General features: G+C 69.3%; 18 protein-coding genes. 10 read left to right on the forward strand and 8 right to left on the reverse strand.

Features of this window, described 5'->3' with window-relative positions; genetic code table 11:
- The first annotated feature begins 122 nt into the window (after positions 1-122).
- Together ACQEVZ_RS30240 and ACQEVZ_RS30245 are read left to right on the forward strand one after the other, a co-directional pair.
- Positions 123-644, forward strand: a complete 522-nt coding sequence (locus tag ACQEVZ_RS30240; RefSeq protein ID WP_433377082.1) for a SigE family RNA polymerase sigma factor — start codon at positions 123-125, stop codon at positions 642-644.
- The gene (locus ACQEVZ_RS30245; RefSeq protein ID WP_433372743.1) at positions 641-1,684 is read left to right on the forward strand and encodes a hypothetical protein; all 1,044 of its coding nucleotides are present in this window, start codon (positions 641-643) and stop codon (positions 1,682-1,684) included. The genes ACQEVZ_RS30240 and ACQEVZ_RS30245 overlap by 4 nt, the downstream gene beginning before the upstream one ends.
- A gap of 17 nt (positions 1,685-1,701) precedes the next feature.
- Here the strand turns inward: ACQEVZ_RS30245 and ACQEVZ_RS30250 are convergent, their stop codons facing one another.
- Positions 1,702-2,091, reverse strand: a complete 390-nt coding sequence (locus ACQEVZ_RS30250) for a CPBP family glutamic-type intramembrane protease (RefSeq protein ID WP_433372746.1) — start codon at positions 2,089-2,091, stop codon at positions 1,702-1,704.
- A gap of 152 nt (positions 2,092-2,243) precedes the next feature.
- On the opposite strand from ACQEVZ_RS30250, the gene ACQEVZ_RS30255 reads away from it, so the two are divergent.
- Positions 2,244-2,600 (forward strand): YciI family protein, encoded by a 357-nt coding sequence (locus ACQEVZ_RS30255; RefSeq protein ID WP_433372749.1) that lies wholly within the window; start codon positions 2,244-2,246, stop codon positions 2,598-2,600.
- Here ACQEVZ_RS30255 and ACQEVZ_RS30260 read toward each other — a convergent pair.
- A complete protein-coding gene (locus tag ACQEVZ_RS30260) occupies positions 2,584-3,285 on the reverse strand; it encodes an RluA family pseudouridine synthase (protein WP_433372752.1) in 702 nt (233 codons plus the stop codon). The two genes, ACQEVZ_RS30255 and ACQEVZ_RS30260, sit on opposite strands and share 17 nt — an antisense overlap.
- A gap of 17 nt (positions 3,286-3,302) precedes the next feature.
- On the opposite strand from ACQEVZ_RS30260, the gene ACQEVZ_RS30265 reads away from it, so the two are divergent.
- From ACQEVZ_RS30265 to ACQEVZ_RS30285, 5 genes are all read left to right on the forward strand, one after another.
- Complete coding sequence (locus tag ACQEVZ_RS30265; protein WP_433372755.1) at positions 3,303-4,172, forward strand: RNA polymerase subunit sigma-70; 870 nt, start codon at positions 3,303-3,305, stop codon at positions 4,170-4,172.
- Positions 4,173-4,298: 126 nt separating this feature from the next.
- Positions 4,299-4,547 (forward strand): hypothetical protein, encoded by a 249-nt coding sequence (locus ACQEVZ_RS30270; RefSeq protein WP_433372758.1) that lies wholly within the window; start codon positions 4,299-4,301, stop codon positions 4,545-4,547.
- Between the two features lie 14 nt (positions 4,548-4,561).
- Positions 4,562-4,888: a plasmid mobilization protein gene (locus ACQEVZ_RS30275; RefSeq protein WP_433372761.1), complete on the forward strand. Its 327-nt coding sequence runs from the start codon at positions 4,562-4,564 to the stop codon at positions 4,886-4,888.
- Between the two features lie 142 nt (positions 4,889-5,030).
- Positions 5,031-5,645 (forward strand): DedA family protein, encoded by a 615-nt coding sequence (locus tag ACQEVZ_RS30280; protein WP_354899592.1) that lies wholly within the window; start codon positions 5,031-5,033, stop codon positions 5,643-5,645.
- Entirely contained in the window at positions 5,611-5,814 is a 204-nt protein-coding gene (locus ACQEVZ_RS30285; RefSeq protein WP_344501426.1) for a CsbD family protein, read from the forward strand. The genes ACQEVZ_RS30280 and ACQEVZ_RS30285 overlap by 35 nt, the downstream gene beginning before the upstream one ends.
- Positions 5,815-5,868: 54 nt before the next feature.
- Here ACQEVZ_RS30285 and ACQEVZ_RS30290 read toward each other — a convergent pair whose 3' ends face one another.
- The 5 genes from ACQEVZ_RS30290 to ACQEVZ_RS30310 all read right to left on the reverse strand — a co-directional run bounded on the left by ACQEVZ_RS30290 (position 5,869) and on the right by ACQEVZ_RS30310 (position 10,180).
- Positions 5,869-6,282, reverse strand: a complete 414-nt coding sequence (locus tag ACQEVZ_RS30290; protein ID WP_344501427.1) for an SPW repeat domain-containing protein — start codon at positions 6,280-6,282, stop codon at positions 5,869-5,871.
- A gap of 35 nt (positions 6,283-6,317) precedes the next feature.
- The gene (locus ACQEVZ_RS30295) at positions 6,318-7,919 is read right to left on the reverse strand and encodes a glycoside hydrolase family 10 protein (protein WP_433372766.1); all 1,602 of its coding nucleotides are present in this window, start codon (positions 7,917-7,919) and stop codon (positions 6,318-6,320) included.
- 43 nt (positions 7,920-7,962) lie between these two features.
- Positions 7,963-9,174, reverse strand: coding sequence for a DUF4407 domain-containing protein (locus tag ACQEVZ_RS30300; protein ID WP_433372769.1), 1,212 nt, complete (start codon positions 9,172-9,174; stop codon positions 7,963-7,965).
- Between the two features lie 21 nt (positions 9,175-9,195).
- The gene (locus ACQEVZ_RS30305) at positions 9,196-9,549 is read right to left on the reverse strand and encodes a GNAT family N-acetyltransferase (RefSeq protein WP_433372772.1); all 354 of its coding nucleotides are present in this window, start codon (positions 9,547-9,549) and stop codon (positions 9,196-9,198) included.
- A 130-nt stretch (positions 9,550-9,679) separates the two neighbouring features.
- Positions 9,680-10,180, reverse strand: coding sequence for a GNAT family N-acetyltransferase (locus tag ACQEVZ_RS30310; protein WP_433372775.1), 501 nt, complete (start codon positions 10,178-10,180; stop codon positions 9,680-9,682).
- 287 nt (positions 10,181-10,467) lie between these two features.
- Between ACQEVZ_RS30310 and ACQEVZ_RS30315 the strand changes: the two genes are divergently transcribed.
- Positions 10,468-11,184, forward strand: a complete 717-nt coding sequence (locus ACQEVZ_RS30315; protein WP_433372778.1) for a hypothetical protein — start codon at positions 10,468-10,470, stop codon at positions 11,182-11,184.
- An 8-nt stretch (positions 11,185-11,192) separates the two neighbouring features.
- Here ACQEVZ_RS30315 and ACQEVZ_RS30320 read toward each other — a convergent pair whose 3' ends face one another.
- The gene (locus ACQEVZ_RS30320) at positions 11,193-12,251 is read right to left on the reverse strand and encodes a hypothetical protein (protein WP_433372780.1); all 1,059 of its coding nucleotides are present in this window, start codon (positions 12,249-12,251) and stop codon (positions 11,193-11,195) included.
- Between the two features lie 663 nt (positions 12,252-12,914).
- On the opposite strand from ACQEVZ_RS30320, the gene ACQEVZ_RS30325 reads away from it, so the two are divergent.
- Positions 12,915-17,258, forward strand: coding sequence for a hypothetical protein (locus tag ACQEVZ_RS30325; RefSeq protein WP_433372783.1), 4,344 nt, complete (start codon positions 12,915-12,917; stop codon positions 17,256-17,258).
- The last annotated feature ends 112 nt before the right edge of the window (positions 17,259-17,370 follow it).

The raw sequence follows: 17,370 nt of genomic DNA on the forward strand, positions 1-17,370 counted from the left end.
GGGTGCGGAGAAAAGTTGTCGGGCTCGGGTCAACAGGTGGGGGTGGGTGGGGACTCTGTGGGGTGGAGGCCTACCGAGGGAGACGAAGCGTGGTGACCCTGCAACCGTCCGAGGTGCACGTCGTGGGGTTTGAGGCGTTCGTCGCGGCTCGGGGGGTGGGGCTGGTGCGGTTCGCGGTGTTGCTGACCGGGGATGACCATCGGGCCGAGGATCTGGTGCAGGAGGCGCTGGCTAAGGCGTACCTGCGGTGGGAGGGGATCCGGCGGGTCGATGACCCTGAGGTGTACGTGCGGCGGTTGATCCTCAACGGGTCGCGGTCGTGGTGGCGGCGCAGGGCCAACCGGGAGGTGCCGGTCGAGCGGGCGCCTGAGGCGGTCGCGGCGGGTGACCTGAGCGGGGAGGCCGCGGACCGGGACGAGCTGTGGCGGCTGGTGGCGGCGCTGCCGTTCAAGCAGCGGGCGGTGGTGGTCCTGCGGTACTACGAGGACCTCGACGACTCGGCGATCGCGCGGGTGCTCGAGTGCTCGCAGACGACGGTCCGGACCCACGCCATGCGCGCGCTGCACCGGCTCCGCGCCCGCCTGAGCGAGCACGGCGCCGCGCACGAGAGCGAACACGAGAGCGGAAGCGAGGCGGAGGCATGAGCGGCATAGAAGACAAGCTGGTGCGGAGCCTTGCGGCGCGGGCCGGGGCGACGCAGGCCGAGGTCGGGGAGCTGGCCCGCCGGGCGGTGCGAAGGGCGGGCCGGATGCGGGCGCGCCGGCGGGCGGCTGGTGCGGCCGCCGCGGTGGTGCTGATCGTGGGGGCGGCGCTGGGCGTACAGGCGATGCTGCCGCAACGCAAGGACACGACGCTGCCCGTGGCGCTGGGGGTGCCGTCGGCACTGAGCCGGCCGGAGGGGATCGGTGGGGATCCGGCGCTGCTGCACCTGGACCTGGACCTGAAGGCGTTCGACGACGTGGGGGTGGTCGACTGGGTCTCGGGGGAGGACCGGGAGTCGGTGAGCGTGTACGGGCAGGACCACGAGCTGGTCGCCGCGGTGTACGTGGCGCCGACGGTGGTGGACCTGAAGCGGGGGCTCCGGCCGCTGAGCTCGACGGCCGTCGACGTCACGGTCGGCGGGCGGCCGGGCCGGGCGGACACGTTCGACCCGGGGAACGGGCAGCGCTTCACCGACCTGCGGTGGGAGCCGGTCGACGGGATCTTCGTGGCGGTGTGGGCGCGGGACCTGGCGGCGGCGCAGCGGGTGTACGGCGCGGTGCGGCTGGACCGGGTGCAGCGGTGCGTGACGCCGATGCGGCTGTCGGAGCTGCCGGCCGGAGCGCGGTGGGTCGAGTGCCAGACGGCGATTGGGAAAGGGCGGGAGTGGGCCTGGTCGGGGCTGGTCGTCGCGCAGGCGGACGCCGAGCGGGTGCGGCTGTGGGCGGCGGAGCCCGCGGCGGCGGACGGTGCGCGGTTCGCGCCGGACCGGGTCGTGGCCGGCAGGTCCGCGCAGTGGCTCACCGACGGGATGCGGGGGCTGTGGGTCCCCGAGTTCGGGCCGGTCAGCCTGTACGTGCTGGAGGCGACCGCGTTCCACGCCGACCTGCTCAGCGAGGATGAGGCGGCCTGGTACGTCGAGCATCTGCAGGTGTACGACGACCTGACCAACCCCGATGCGTGGCCGACGTCGGCGACCCGCTAGGCGACGAGGACGGCTCGTCAGGCGACGAGGACGGCGAGCGCCAGCAGGCAGTGCGCGGCGATGCCGAGCCGGACGCTGCCGAACCGGACGGTCACCGCCGTCAGGACGAGGTGCATGACGAGGATGTAGGGGAACAGGCTGGAGAGCGCGAACGGCAGGGCCGACAGCAGCCCCGACGCGAGGATCGCCGGCGTGCCGTGCAGCGGCGTCCGCGGCAGCAGGTACGCTCGGAAGAACAGCTCCTGCGGCGCGGCCACCGCCAGGAGCAGCAGCGGCAGCACGGCCGGTCGGTGGTCCGTGCCGAGCAGCATGGCCAGCCCGAGCGCGATGGCGAACAGGCTCGGCAGCAGCAGCAGGTACAGCCGCGGAGGAAGCCTGCGGTGCAACGACAGCGTGCCGATCGTCATGGATGTGACGCTACGAACGGCGGGCGGCCGGATACAGCCCGCTGTCTACCGTGTCAGGGGTAGGGCCAGCCATACCTCTTCTCGAGAGCATGTCGGATCGGGCCTGGCCCGTTCGAGGTACCGGCGAGGACACCCGTTGATAGGAGTGGAACATGCGCTATCTCGTGCTGCTGAAGGGGACGACCCCCGGCACCCCGCCTCCGCCTGAGCTGATGGCCGCGATCATGCAACTCGGCGAGGACGCCACCGCCGCCGGGGCGCTGCTGGACACCGCGGGCCTCGCGCCCAGCGTCAACAGCGCCAAGGTCACGGTCACCGGCGGCGCGCTCGACGTGGTCGACGGGCCGTTCGCGGAGACGAAGGAGATGATCAGCTACGCGCTGTACCAGGTGCGGACGAAGGCCGAGGCGACGGAGTGGACCAGCCGGTTCATGAAGCTGCACCGCGACCTGTGGCCCGGCTGGGAGGGCGAGGCCGAGGTGCACCAGGTGTTCAGTCCAGCAGGCTGACGTCGAACGCCGGGAACTCCTCGGGCGCCGGCGCCTCCACGGTGATCCGGGTCCCGGCGTGGTCGAACGACAGCCGCCACGCGTGCAGGTGCGTCCGCCCGGTGGCGGCCTTGTCGAACAGCGGGTCGCCGACGATCGGATGGCCGATCCACGCGAGGTGCACCCGGATCTGGTGGCGCCGGCCCGTCAACGGGTCGGCGACCACCAGGGCGCGCTGCTCGTCCTGCCACGGCACGCGCAGCTCCGTCACCGACGGATAGGTCGGGACCTGGTCGAACACCGCCTCGGGCGGCACCGACCAGACGTCACCGGACAGCGTGATCGCCTCCCGGGGCGCCGCGATCCGCACCCGGTTCTTCCGCCCGACGCTCAGCGGCAGGTCGATCGTGCCGGTCGTGGGGAGCCCGCCGGGCGCCACGACCGCCAGGTACGACTTCCGCACGGTCCGCTTGTTGAACTGCCGCGTCAGCGCCCCGTGCCCGGCGAGGTCCTTGGCGAACAGGATCACGCCGGAGGTGACCTTGTCGATGCGGTGCGCCGGGAACAGCGTCTCGCCGGCCTCGGCGGCCATCCTGACCAGATCGGACTCGTGCCGCTCGCCCATCACGGACACCCCGGCCGGCTTGTCCAGCACCAGCACCGCGTCGTCCTCGAAGAGCACGCGCTTCCGGTAGTCCGTCCACATCGCCCTAACATACGGTGGTGGAGGAGTACCGCCGCGAGCTGGAGGTCCACTGCTACCGGATGCTGGGCTCGCTGCACGAGGCCGAGGACCTGGTGCAGGAGACGTTTCTGAAGGCGTGGCGGGCCCGGGACACGTTCGACGGGCGCTCGTCGGAGCGCACGTGGCTCTACCGGATCGCCACCAACGCCTGCCTGGACGCGCTGAAGGGCCGCCCGCGGCGCGCGCTGCCGATCGACCTCGCCCCCGGTGAGGCCGAGCACTGGCTGGAGCCCGTCCCCGACGCGGTCCTGGAGCACAAGGGCCCGGAGGGTGCCCTGCTGGCGAAGGAGCGCGTGGAGCTGGCGTTCCTCGCCGCGCTGCAGCACCTCCCGCCGCGGCAGCGGGCCGTGCTCATCCTCCGCGACGTGCTCGACTGGTCGGCCGCGGAGACCGCGACGCTGCTGGAGATGACCGTCCCCGCGGTCAACAGCGCCCTGCAGCGGGCGAAGGCCCGCGTGCCCGCCCCCGCCGAGCCGGCCACCCCCGCCGATCACGAGGTCGCCCGCCGCTACGCCGAGGCGTTCCAGCGCGCCGACATCCCCGCCATGGTGCGCCTCCTGGCCGACGACGTCAGGGCCTCCATGCCGCCGTTGCGCATCTGGTACCAGGGAAGCCCGGCCGTCGAGCAGGCCCTGCGAGCCAGTCGCCCCGCCCTCGGCGAGATCCACATCCGCTGCACCACCGCCAACCACCGCCCCGCCGTCGTCGCCCACATCCGCCCGCCCGGCGAGCCCGCCTGGCAACCCTTCGGCGTTTCCGTCCTGCACGTGTCCGACGGGCGCATCACGGAGATGATCGCCTTCCACGACCCGGCCATCGTCGCCCTCTTCGACCGGCATTCGCCGTAGCGCCTGTGACGGCAGGCTCACAGCCGCGTCAGCTCATTGGCGCAACATATGCTCATGAGCTATTATGAACTCAGGTATTCGTAATACGCGACACCTTTGTGCGTACTACACTGGGGGAGTTGGCACATGCCGCCGGTCAGGGTCGTAGTGGTCCAATGGGGCGCCAATGTCACCTATGCCACCAAGCGTGCGACCAGGGCGGAGATCGAGGAGTTGTTCAACAACCGCCCGCTTGTCCGCGCGAATCTGCGAGGCAGGGCGGCGACGCATCTCGCAATCGGCGTCACGGATGCCGGTCGCAAACTGGCGGTGGCGTTCATCTACTACGCGGAGACGCGCGCGGCATTTCCGATTACCGCATGGGAGCAATCATGATCAGGCCTGAGGAGATGGACGACGTCACTGGGTTGAGTGTGGCCGAGATGGAGGCCATCGCTGAGGATCTCTACGAGCATCGCGATCAGGCGGCCGGTGACGAGGTGCCGACCGAGTATGCGGGGGAGGTCCGGTCGGTGGTGTCGGTGCGGTTCAGTCGCGGGGAGCTGGACGACATCGCGGCTGCCGCCGCGGCTGCGGGCCAGCCGTTGTCGACCTACATCCGCAATGCCGCGATGGCCGCGGCGGTCGCGATCGACATCGACGCCGCAAGGCGCGAGCTGCGGGCGGCGGCACGGGCTCTTGATGAGCTCGGCAGGAGCCTCGGCACCGCCGCTTGAGACGTTGCGCCCTGATGCCGTGTTCCTGCCGGAGGGTGGGTGCGGTCGGGTCCGCTGGATGAGGCGTGGTGGGGAAAGCACCACCGTGGATCGGCGGGCTGGCACCGGTGTCGAAAAAGCGTGCTGCGGGCACGGTTGAGGTATGCAGTGGGCCTACGTTGTGATCTTCGTGTTGCTGGTGGGGGACTGTCTCCTGCCGTTCCTGCCGGCGGAGACGAGCGTCATCGCGGGGGGCGCGCTGGCGGCGGGTGGGCAGCTCAGGCTGCCGGTGGTGCTGGTCGCGACGGTGGCGGCGGTCGCGGCCGGGGATCTGCTGACCCATGAGGCGGCGCGGCGGGGCGGGCGCCGGCTGTTCGGCAGGTGGACGGGCAAGGGCCGGCCGCGGCGGGTCCTCACCAAGGTGAGCGGGGCGTTGCAGCGGCGCGGCGGCGCGATCGTGGCGACGGGCCGGTTCGTGCCGATGGGGCGCACCGCGGTGGCGCTCGCGACGGGTTACGCGCGGTTCCCGCGTCGCAGGTTCGTGCCCGCGCTGCTGGTCGGTGCGGTGCTGTGGAGCTGCTACATGGTGTCCCTCGGATACCTCGGCGGAAGGGTGTTCGACCAGCCGTACACGGCGGCCGGGGTGGGCAGCGCGGTGTCCATCGCAGTGACGGCGGTGTTTGCCATCCGGCAAGCGAGGGCACCAAAGAAGCAGCACGAGGGACCGAACGGAAGGATCAGCGATGAGCTTCACGGACAAGGTCGAGCACAAGGCTGAAGAGCTCAAGGGCGCCGCCAAGGAGAAGTTCGGCGACGCGACGGACAACGAGCGGCTGCAGGCCGAAGGCGCCGCCGAGCGGGCCGCCGCCAAGGCGAAGCAGGCCGGCGACCATGTCAAGGACGCCGGCGAGGACGTCAAGGACGCGTTCACGCACCGGACGAGCTGAACCTGCCACATCTCGGGGCCGCCCCGCACCACCGGGGGTGGCCCCGAAGGCTGTTCAGGACGAGGAAGCGGACAGTCCCGTGCAGATCAGCATGACCAGCCCGACGATCAGGTCGTTCGCGGTGGGGCCGCTCCACCCGTACTGCAGCACGAGCGGCGCCAGCAGCAGCCAGCCGGCGAGTCCGCCGGTGACCCAGGTGAGCGCGGGTGTGGGGCGCAGCAGCCGGACCATGGTGACGATCGCGACGGCGATCCCGACGACGGCGTCGCTCCAGAAGACGTCGTAGCGGGCGGCGCCGATGTAGCCGATCGGCACCGCGGACACCACCAGCCAGACGGCGGCCAGGAACACCACGGCGAGGAACGGGGCCGGCGACGACTCCCGGCGCTCCTCGCGCTCCTGGAAGTCGGCGGTGGCCCGGACGTGCGCGGGGGTCGTGAAGTCCTGGTCGGAGATGAAGCTGGTCATCGCCTGAGACTCGTCGGGCCCAGGATGACCCGGGATCACCTCGCCGGAGTGCTCTCGTTCCAGGAGCGGTCCAGCGCCGTCACGCAGTAGGTGGCGGCGGCGTCCGGCACGGTCAGCGAGCCGTCCCCGCCGCGGCGCACCGCCAGCAGCTTCGCCGAGGAGCCCCGCACCTGGTACACGGCCGAGTTGACGCCCTTGCCCTTCCAGGTGAGCGTGGTGCCGGACATCGAGACGGACGGCGGCGCGGGCACGTCGGCGGGCAGCTGCGCCATGACCGGCGGCAGCGCCGGCGTGGAGTAGAAGCTGGCGGCGTAGCGGGAGACCGATCCGAGGGTGTCGCTGCGCATGCTCTTGGCGCTGAAGTGGACGCTGCCGGTGACCTGCGGATACTTCCGGTTCAGGGCGAGCTGGCGGTCGAGCTCGCCGGGGTCGGACCAGGCACCGGACTGCCCGACGCGGTAGTCGGCCTGGCCGATCCACAGCTGCACGTCGGTGTCCTTGACGACGGCGGCCCACCAGGGCAGCAGCTTCGCGTAGTCCGCGACGTCGAACCCGATGTTCCAGTACAGCTGCGGGACGATGTAGTCGAGCCACTCCCGCTGCACCCACAGCCGCGTGTCGGCGTAGATCTCGTCGTAGGACTGCAGCCCGCGGGTCGGGGAGCCGGCCGGGTCGGTCCGGTCGTTGCGCCAGATGCCGAACGGGCTGATGCCGAACTTCACCCACGGCTTCAGCTTGCGGATCTTGTCGTGCATCTCCTGGACGAGCTTGTTGACGTTGTCGCGCCGCCAGTCCGCGCGGCTGAGGCCGCTGCCGTACTGCGCGTAGGCGGCGGCGTCCGGGTAGTCCTGCTTGCCGACCGGGTACTGGTAGAAGAAGTCGTCGAAGTGGACCCCGTCGACGTCGTACTTCTTGACGGCCTCCAGCATCGAGTCCTCGACGAACTCGCGGGCGGCCGGGATGCCCGGGTTGAAGTGCAGGCGGCTGCCGGTGGTGCCGGCCGCCGGGTAGACGACCGCCCACTCCGGGTGCTTGCGCAGCGGGTGGTCGGGCGCGAGCGCGTCGATGTCGGAGCCGGCGCCGCCCGGGGCCGGCTGGCTGCCCCGGTACGGGTTGAACCAGGCGTGGAACTCCAGCCCGCGGGCGTGCGTCTCGTCGATCATCCAGCGCATCAGGTCGAAGCCGGGCGCCTTCCCCCGTACCCCCGTGATCCACTCCGACCAGGGGGCGTAGGCGGACGGCCACAGCGCGTCGCCGCTGGGTCGTACATGGACGAACACCGCATTCAGGTTGCGCTTGCCGGCGAGGTCGAGCCAGCCCAGGTACTCCGACTTGATCTGCTCGTCGGGCAGCCCCGGCCGGCTCGGCCAGTCGATGTTCTCGACCGTGGTGATCCAGATGCCGCGCAGCTCCCGCGGCGGATTCAGCGGCACCCCGTCGCACCGCAGCTCGGTGCCGGAGCCGGTGCGGGGCCTGGACCGGTCGGCGCGGTCACCGCCGCGGCCGTCGGGCGAGGCGCTGGAGGACGTCGAGCTCACCCACACCGCCCTGACGGCGCCCACCCCGGCGACCACCGCCAGGACGATGCCGATCACGACCGGCAGCACGGGGGGGCGGCGGGGGAGGCTGTGACGCACGTCGACCAGTCTGCCGGGTGCCGAAGCCCCCATTGCAAGCGATTCAGGAACTTCTGGACGAAGAGGGGAGGGACTGCTCCTCCAGTTCCGCCATGAGTCGCGCGGTCGCCTGCTCGACCGCGGCGTCGACGAGCCGGCGCTCCGCGACGATCGTGTCGAGGCCGTCGCCGGCCACCTCCTGCGCCGCGCCGGCGACCTTGAGCTGCTGCTCGTGGCGTTTCGTGGCGGTCAGCTCGCGGCGGCGGGCGTCGCGGGCCTCGGTCCGCTCGTACGCGTTGCCGTGCGAGACCAGTTTGAGCCACACCGCCGCGCAGTCCAGGCAGACCAGCAGCGCCGCGACGCCGAGGTAGAAGAACCCGAACCCCCAGAAGTCGCTCTTGACCAGGTGCCACATCGCGGTGGTCCGGGCGCCGAAGCCCGCGCCGGCCTCCACGGACCGCCGGTTGTCGGTGCGCTGCTCGGTGATCTGCTCGTTGAGCGCGGCGACCTGCTTCGCCCGGTCGAGGCGGGCGCTCTCCTGGGTCTTCTGCAGCGCGGCCGCCTCGTCGTCCAGGCGGGTCGCCTCGGCGGTCAGCGCCCTGGACTGCCGCACGAGCGTGTCGCAGAACCCGCCGGGCGGGCAGCCGGCCCGCTGGGTGACGCCGTCGGCGCGGGAGTCGGCGAGGGCACGGTCGTACACCTCGGCGGCCTCGGCCCGCTTCGTCGCGGCGAGCTGGTGCAGGTCGGCCACGGCCTTGTCGTCGGCGGCGTCCTGCCGGCGCAGCGCGTCGACCTGCCCGGCGAACGTGGCGATCGCGCCCGACTGCTCCAGCTGGATCAGCTGGCGGTTGTGCACGGTGCCGAGGTACGCGTCGATCTCGCCCTTGTATCTGGCGAGCATGAGCGGCTCGGTGATGACGACGGCGAACAGCAGGGCGAGCAGCAGCCGGCCCGCGTACAGGCCGAACGTGCCGCGCCGCAGCAGGTGCTTCGGGTCGGGGGAGTCGAGGTTGTCGTAGCTGACCGCGACCCGCCCGACGACGGCCCGGTCGTAGGCGATCACGGCGGCCGCGACCGGCGGGCCGACCAGCCACTGCCACCACGGGTGCGTGTAGTTCGCGGTGGCGTCGACGAAGGTCGCGGCGCCGACGATCGCGTACACGCCGTACAGCAGGATGAACACCGCGATCGAGCGGTACAGCGCGCGGTCGGTGTGGGTCCGCACGCTGGCGGGGTTCACGTTGGCGACCCGGAGGAGCAGCGAACGGTCGGCCATGCGCCTGACGGTACGCGAACATTAGTCGCGTTTAAGGGGCATTTCCTGATTCAGCTCTTTCACCAGGATCCGGCACAACTCCGGTTCGCGCACCTCCCGCTCGTCCTTGAACACCATGTAGTACGTGTCGACGAGCCCGTGCGGCCACTCGGCGAACCCGAGCCGCAGATACAGCCGCTCGGCGTCGGCGTTGTCCAGCCCGATGCCCAGCGCCAGCTGCGCGTGCCCCCGCTCGCGCACGACCTGCTCGGCGGCGCGCACCAGCGCGGTCCCGATCCGCTGGTTGCGCAGCCGCTCGACGACCCGCAGCCGGTTGAGCAGCGGCACGCCCGACAGGTGCTTGCGCAGCTCGGCCTCTTCGGCGTCCTCGAACACTTCAGCATCCTGACGACGTCCAAATTGTCAGGGGCGAGGTCTTGACCCCGGACTGGACGGCTCCTGAGAGCCGGCTCCACGAATGGCCGCCAGAAGGTAGATAAATCCTGTCATGAACGGTGCTCTGCCGTCAGAGATGCTTTTCCATCACCCGGCATTGCTCGGGGACCCGGACTTCGCGACCGTCGACGGTCGCGATATAGAATGTGTCAAGCAGGCCATAGGGCCATTCGGTGTATCCAAGACGACGATAGAAACGCTCCGCGTCGATGTTGTCGAGGTCGAGGCCCAGCGCCATGCGGGCGCATCCTCGGTCGCGAGCGACGTTTTCCGCGGTTTGCATCAAGCGGCGCCCGATACCCTGCCTGCGCAGGTGCTCAACCACCAGGAGACGGTGCAGGACAGGCGTGCCCGGCCGGCGCTCGCGAAGCTCCGCCTCGTCCGCCTCTTCGAACGAGATGTAGACGCAGCCCACGGCCTCTGCTTCGTGCCACGCCGCGAGCAGGACTCCGCTGCCGCCGGCGAGCTGCCGCCGGCGATCTGCGACGAACGAAGCACCACCCAGCGCTGCGACCACTCGATCCGTGTCGGTGTCCGTCGCTTGCGTCATCCGCACCTGATCAATCGGCATCCCACAATGATGCCTGCGTGCGAGGTGGGTGTCTGCCCCACAGAGGGATGGGTTCCGCTGGATGGCATCCGCGCGCTAAGGTATTCGTAGGTTCTGATCAGACGGAGGCGCTCATTCACCAGGAAATGGTGCCCGAGGAAAATGCCAGGGCTGAAGCGCGGCATCAATGCTCTCCCCGTCCACCGCTCCGCAGATCGGTGCGGGTTGGTGCCCCGTCGGCCTGGCGATGTGTGATCTGTGGGCACGAATACGCGACCTCACCCGACGGCGGTTCTCTGGAATCTCGGGTGATTCCGGGCGAGAAGGACTGGGCCGGGCCTGTCGTGCGGCAGTTCGCTGATGCCGGCCTTCATGTCGTTGATCGATGGGTCGCGCTGGCGGGCACCGCGTCCTGGACGGAGCACGACGCGGCGGAAGAAGGTTCGGTACTCCGCCGTTCGGCTGAGCTGTGCGCTGCGCGTGATGACGCGGCGACCGGAGATGCCGACCTGTTGCTGCTGACCCAATGGCTCGTCCATGCGCCGGCCAGGTCGACGATTGTTGCGATGTTCTCCGCGGAGCGAGGACTGCGGAACCTCGATCGTCTTCAGGTTGAGGACGGCGCGGTGACCTACGCGGATCTGCGTCTCGGTCCGGCCGTCGACATCGCGGTTGATCTTGCTGGTGTCCTGGCCGGCGGCGTAACCGGAAATCTCGCGTACGACCTGTTGAAGCATGCGGTCGTGAGCTTTCGCGGACGGAGGTCGGCACCGGGGCGGTCGGATGCGACGGCCGACACGCCCCTGGCGCGGGCTGAGGCGCTGGCGGCGGCGCTCGGTGCCGTCACCGATGCATGGCCCGAGCACGCACCACACGTGGATCGGTTCGCCGTCCGGCAGGAGCAGCGCACCGCGACGGGCATGTGGCGGTTCGTGCTGGTCAGGTCGCGCGACATCTTCACCGTCCATGTCCCACCTGGTGAGCCGTCCTTCGACCGTATTGAGGTGCATCGGCGAGCCGGCTAGCCGGGGCATCAGACGCGGGCACGTGTTTCCAGTTTCTCGAGCCACGGCTCGGCATGCTTCCCGAGTGCCTGCACTGGGCGTTCCAGCATTGTCTGCCAGGTCTCATGGTCGCGGATCAGCTGGGTGGTGTAGCCGGCCAACTGCGCCGGCAGTTCCGGAGCATGGCAGGCTGCTGCTTCCGCGACGCAACGCGCGGCAGCGGCGTGACGCCCTGCCTGCAGCCGGACCGCGAGCTGGACGAGCAAGGTCATCCGATCGCATACCACGTGCCGCCAGAAGTCGATCTTCGTCTGGATGTGCAGCCGCTCGCTGTCCAGTTCCGCCTCCATGAGGCCAGTCGCCAGAAGCTCGCCGAACTCCTGGCGTGCCGCCAGCGACGGCGAGGCGAAGGTATCCGCCCGTCGAGCGCGCTGGTGCAGGGTTGTGCCCACGGGAGTGACGCCGGCGCCGCCGAGTGTTGCCGAGGTCATGGCGAACAGCAGGTCTTCGTTGTACAGGGCGGGGAAGAACGAAACGGCTGACCGGCAATCGATTGCCATCGCTCCGGCGCCGATCAGCGAAATGGTCGGCATGCCGGCGGTCGCGCAGGCGTGACCGACAACGGACCGGTCGTGCGCGTCCACGAATGCCCATGCCGCGATCTGTGACGCGGTCCCACTGCCTCGCCCGGCGAGTGCCTGCCGCGTGGCGTCGAGGTGGTCGCTGCCGAGCGGGTCGATGTCATCGTCCATGAAGAGCACGTGCCGCCACCCAGCGGCTCTCGCCAGGAGCATCCCTGCGTTCCGTTTCGCCGGAGTGTCCCGATGGCGATCCGCGGACTCATGATTCGACGTGGACAATGCCGCGGTCGGGTCCCACTCTTCGGGCAACGTCAGCCGCGCCGCACTGCCCGAGTCGAGCGCCGCACGGAACGCGACGCTGTCCGCCGGCGGCGCCGCCACGCCGTCCGGCGAGTCCAATACGACCAGTGGAGCCCCTGCGGCAGATGCGGTGCGGATCGCGTTGTCCACAGGCGTGGCCGGGTCGCGGCGCGGCACGATGACGGCGTCGATCTTCGGTGCCGCCACTGCCGGAGGCCTGCGTGCCGGGGCCGGGGAGGCTACGAGAACGTCGCGGATCGCCGGGCGGGGTGCGCGCGGCGCCGGCCCTCTGGTCATGATGTGGAGGCTCGCAGCGGAGTCGTTTGCGGCCACGGCTGGAGCCGAATACCCCCACTGCAATCGCCGGCCTCGCATTCCAGCAACTGCCGCGAGCAGCCCGATCGACGCGGCAATTGTCGTGCCGCCATGAGCGATGTCCAACAGTCCGAGCACGGCGGCCTCCGCTGCGAGTTGGTTTGTCCACCACATCAGCGGGCCGCGATGTTGTCACTACGGCCGAAGGCATCCGTCGGCGACGTGCAGGAAGTGATGATCGTCAGGAATGTGTCAATATCGGATCAAAAAGTTGGTGACAACCGCAGGTGCCTGTGGTCTTGTGTCGTCGAGGTGGTGCCGTGACGCGGTTAGACTATTTGGACAGACCGATGGACAGCATGGTGACAGTCGCCGTCGCATCAGGAGGTAACACATCGTGACACAAGCGCGGGATTATTGCGCGCCGTGGCGCCCAGAAAGCGATTTGACGGCGTTCCGGGCGCGGGTTCCCGCGCAATGTGTCGAGATCGGGTTCGATGCGGGATTTCCGCCCTCCGGCCGTCCGAAATGACCACGGAGCGCCCACGTCGCGTCGTGGTGATCGCTCCGAGAGAATATCCGGCATTCGACGACGAGTTTCGGATAGCGCTCGACGAGCAGGTCGATGTCGTCGTGAGCTGGTTCGGCGAATCGAGCGTCGAAAGTGAGGCCTGCAGGCTGTCGATCCTGCATCCGCACAGCTTGGACGAGCTGGAAGACCTCGTCCGGTCGGAGGGTCTGGCAGGTCTCCACCGTGACCAGCCGACCGTCCTGTACATCACAGGGCACGGTGTGCAGGACTCTTCGCGCCGCCACTTCCTTCTGCTGCCAGGCTCCGAAGAGGCGAACCTGCGCAACACGGCGCTCGTCACGGCGGACCTCGTGGAGCGTGTCCTGTCGTCGAGTGCCGAGCAGATTCTCGTTTTCGTCGATTCCTGCCATTCGGGCGCGCTGCACGCGGAACTCGCCGAGCGACTGCGGTCGCTGCCCCTCGATCGTCGGCGTCTCAGGACACTTGCTGTCATCACGGTCGGTGACTTCGACGAGAAGCCCCGCGTCGGCGAGTTCGCCGCGGTGTTGGCCAGGCTGTACGAGCGGTTCCGCAGCCCGCAGAGCGGTTATGCGCGGCGATACCTGTCGTTTCAGGACTTCGCGGTTGAGATGGCGAATCTCTTCCAGGAAGACGACTCGCTCCTCGAGCCGTTGTGGGTGTGGCCGCGTTCGTCGCCGACCCCTGCGACCACCCGGTGTATTCCGAACCCGGGTTACCGGCCGGTCGGTCCACCTGTCGAGGCGGTCCGCCGGCAGCTCGCACAGGAGTTGTCCGCTCTGCCGTACTGGAGCTCGCGTGCCTCGGGTCGGTACTCCGACGAGCCGAGTGCCTGGTATTTCTCCGGACGCCGCGACGAGTTGCGAGTCCTGTGTGACTTCCTTGCCCGCGGGTCTGGCGTCGTCGTCGTCACCGGCGAGGCGGGCAGCGGCAAGTCCGCAATTCTGGCCCAGGTGACGGTGCTGAGCGACCCGACGTTCCGCGACGATCCAGCCTTTCACGAGGCCGTACGGAACCTCGGCGCGGATGCGGTTCCGCCGCTGGGGTCGGTGGACGTGGCCCTGTACGCGCGAAATTCCACCTTCGGCGATCTGGCTGCTCGGCTCGCCTCGTTCCTCGCCGTGGAGCCCGACACCCCCACCGACGGCACTGTCCTCGACACCATCGTCGAGCGGCTTCGCTCCGAGGACCGGACGATCTCGATCGTCATCGACGGTGTCGACGAGGCGGTGCAGCCCGAGCTGATCGTGTCTGGCCTCCTGGGTCGCCTCCTGGCGGTCGCGAACGACGCAGGCGAGCCGCTCGTCCGCCTGATCGTCGGTGTCCGGTCCGACCGCCCCAGCGGTGCCGTCCTGCGCGGCGCGGGTCTGCAGGGCCTGCTTATGAAGGTGGCGGAAAACGTCCGCCCGGATGCCGTCTGGGCGTTGATCCGGACAGACTCGACGGCCGACGTCGCCCATGACATCACGGAATACGTGCAGCGGATCCTGTTGTCCGGAGAGGACTTGGACCGGCTGCCGGCAAGTCGGCTTCGGGAGACGCTCAGGACCGCCGAACTGATCGCCGAAGAAGTCAGCCCATCGTTTCTGGACGCCCGGTTCGCCGCCGCACGACTCAAGATGTCAGGCAGAAGGCCCGAAGGGTCATCCGCCGCCTTCTTCGGCCGCCTGCGCGCCGGCACCGTCTCGCTGTTGAAAGCGGACATCCGGGAAGAGTCGCAACGGCTCGGCCTCGCGGTCGATCACGTGGTCGCAGTGCTCCGAGCCGTCGCCTTTTCGCTGGGAGCCGGCCTTCCATGGGCCAATGTATGGTCGACCGTCGCCGCTGCGCTCATGCCGGACACGGATGCGAAAGCCGCCGGAATCGACATCGACGCAGTCATCGCGGCGGTGCAGCACGGCCGTCTCTCGGGATATCTGGCGTCCGATGTGGAAGACGATCGCCTGGTCTACCGACCGGCGCACGCAAGAATCGGCGAGATCCTCCGTCGAAATCCGGAGCTCGTGGTGGCAACGCTTGCCGGCGCGCCACCGATGGACGATCCCTCAGCCGATCGGCACGGCCACGCCGTCGTCGCCATGGCGTTGCTGTCGCTGCTCGACGAAGGAGGCGCACTTCAGGCGCCACATGCTTACGTCAGGCGGCATCTTGTGCGGCACGCGGCTCTCGGTGGCGTCCTCAGCGACACGGTCGTTCCCCCGTGGTTTCTGCCTTGGGAATCAGGAGGCGACGTACGTCGCCTCCTGGCGCGGGCGGGGAGCGCATCGGATGCGGCCGCTCTGGAGTCCTGGGCGCTGGTCGAGTCGCTCATCGATGACGCAGACACCGCGTCCCGCGAATCCACGCTGGCATTCCAACTGAAGGCTGCGGGGCGACGCAGTGCGCTCACCGGTCTTCGTCCGATGGTTACCGCCGACTGGGTGCGTTGGCGTGACGACTTCACGACGGTCGGCAACTGGGGATGTCCGACCTGGGCGCTGGCGACGTTGACCGGCGAGGACGGGCAGTGCATCGTTGCCGCGTCAGGAGCGGACGGCGGCATCAAGCTGCTGGAGTTCGACACCGGCCGGGAACTGTGCCCGACGCTGCTGGGGCACGTCAGCCGTGTCCGGGCCTTTGCGCAGGCGAGGCGCGAGGGTGTGGACGTCCTGCTGTCCGGGGCCAACGACGCCACGGTCAGGGTCTGGCAGATCGCCACTGGCCAGCCCGTCTCCGTGCCGCTGGCGGGTCATCAGGGTCCGGTCACCGCGTTGACCGTCGTCCGTCTCGGCGACATCGACATCGTCGCGTCCGGTTCGGAAGACGGTGCGGTGCTGCTGTGGGACCTGACGGCCGGCGAACGTTTCGGCGACCCACTGGTCGCCTCCGGGCCGGCCATCCGGGCGCTCGCGGGAGGATGGGCGGACGGGGAACCCGTCGTCATCGCTGGTGCAGAGGACGGAACGATCCGCCACTGGCGTGTTTTGGAGGGCACGCAGCCGGGCGTGCCGATCGCTGCACACGCCAAGCCGATCAGGGCGATGGCGACCGTGTGGTCCGGCGGCCGCAATGTGATCGTCTCCGGTTCGGAGGACGGCACCGTCGCGATCTGGGACCTTGAAACGGGGGCGCCAGTCGGGGCTCCCTTCACGTCGCATCGCGCAGCCATCTGGAGTGTCAGCATCGTGCAGCGCGACGGCAGGCCGACGGTGCTCTCGGCGGGAGCAGATCGGGAGATCCGGGTTTGGGATCTCGAAACTCGTGTGGAGCTGACGCCTGTCTGGACAAGTCACGAGCGGGGCGTCCACGTGCTGGCGGCGGCGCTGAGAGACGGGCAGCCGGTGGTGGTCTCGGCGTCGCTGGACACCACGGTCCGTAGGTGGGACGTGCAGAATCTTCGTGAGATCGATGGTCCACTACTGGGCTCGCCGGACGTCATCAATGCCATCGACGTCGGCACGCTTGCGGGGAAGCCGGTCGTCGTGTCGGCCGGCGGCGATGCTTCCCTCCGGATACTCGACCTCGACTCAGGTGCGGCGCTCCATCGAATCGCGGTCGGGCACAGCCGTGGGGTGAACGGGTTGAGCACACGACGGCATGGCGCGTCGCTGATTGCGGTGACGGGGGCGGAGGACGGACTGGTCGTTCTCACGGAGGCATTGGCCGACGGCACCGCGACGAGCAGGTCGTTCGACGGTGCCGGCGGGCCTGTGAACGCGGTCGGGACCGGCTACGTATACGATGACCTCGTCGTGATCTCTGCTCATGAGGACGGAGCAGTCCGTCTGTGGCGCGTGGCGACCGGCGATCCGTGGTGTGCGCCGATTCGGCACCATGACGGCCCCGTTCGCGCGCTTCGCGTCGTGGAGCGACCCGGCGGCACGCTGATCGTGACCGGTGGTGACGATGGCGTCGTATGTATCTGGGACGCAGCGACCGCATCGCTGACGGTGCCGCCGCTGACCGGTCACGACGACTGGATCCTGGACCTCGCAACGCTCGACATCGGCGATCGGACAGTCGTTGTTTCCGGTAGCGACGACCGGAGCATTCGTCTTTGGGATCTCGACACCGGCGAGCCGGTCGGGCCACCGCTGCGTGGGCATACGGGCTGGGTCAACGCAGTTACCGCCGGTGTGGTGGCAGGGCGGCCTGTGATCGCATCGGCGTCCGATGCCCAAGACGTCAGATTCTGGGACGTCGAAACCTCGACCGAACTCCACCGTGTCGTCGTTGGTTCTCCAGTGCTCTCGATGACCTTCAGTCCAGCTCCGGACGAAGACACGCAGATTCTGTTGATCGGAGGCATCGCCGGTACGGCGCGATTGCGCCTCGACACTGAACTGTTCGGGTCCCTCGGTACACCGTGATGACGGAGCTTCTGCGTCGGCTGGGCCAGCACTCCAGGCCACGCCGGCACATGGGCATCGAAAGGCGACCTGAGCCGCTTCAGGTTGAGATGCAGGAGTAAAAAACCGCGAC

The sequence above is a fragment of the Dactylosporangium sp. CA-152071 genome, assembly GCF_050936335.1.
GTDB lineage: Bacteria > Actinomycetota > Actinomycetes > Mycobacteriales > Micromonosporaceae > Dactylosporangium > Dactylosporangium maewongense.

Coding starts and splice junctions, on each gene's coding strand:
- ACQEVZ_RS30245 (WP_433372743.1), top strand. CDS start 641: ATGAGCGGCATAGAAGACAAGCTGGTGCGGAGCCTTGCGGCGCGGGCC.
- ACQEVZ_RS30280 (WP_354899592.1), top strand. CDS start 5,031: ATGCAGTGGGCCTACGTTGTGATCTTCGTGTTGCTGGTGGGGGACTGT.
- ACQEVZ_RS30310 (WP_433372775.1), bottom strand. CDS start 10,180: ATGCCGATTGATCAGGTGCGGATGACGCAAGCGACGGACACCGACACG.
- ACQEVZ_RS30250 (WP_433372746.1), bottom strand. CDS start 2,091: ATGACGATCGGCACGCTGTCGTTGCACCGCAGGCTTCCTCCGCGGCTG.
- ACQEVZ_RS30255 (WP_433372749.1), top strand. CDS start 2,244: ATGCGCTATCTCGTGCTGCTGAAGGGGACGACCCCCGGCACCCCGCCT.
- ACQEVZ_RS30300 (WP_433372769.1), bottom strand. CDS start 9,174: ATGGCCGACCGTTCGCTGCTCCTCCGGGTCGCCAACGTGAACCCCGCC.
- ACQEVZ_RS30270 (WP_433372758.1), top strand. CDS start 4,299: ATGCCGCCGGTCAGGGTCGTAGTGGTCCAATGGGGCGCCAATGTCACC.
- ACQEVZ_RS30290 (WP_344501427.1), bottom strand. CDS start 6,282: ATGACCAGCTTCATCTCCGACCAGGACTTCACGACCCCCGCGCACGTC.
- ACQEVZ_RS30260 (WP_433372752.1), bottom strand. CDS start 3,285: ATGTGGACGGACTACCGGAAGCGCGTGCTCTTCGAGGACGACGCGGTG.
- ACQEVZ_RS30275 (WP_433372761.1), top strand. CDS start 4,562: ATGGACGACGTCACTGGGTTGAGTGTGGCCGAGATGGAGGCCATCGCT.
- ACQEVZ_RS30285 (WP_344501426.1), top strand. CDS start 5,611: ATGAGCTTCACGGACAAGGTCGAGCACAAGGCTGAAGAGCTCAAGGGC.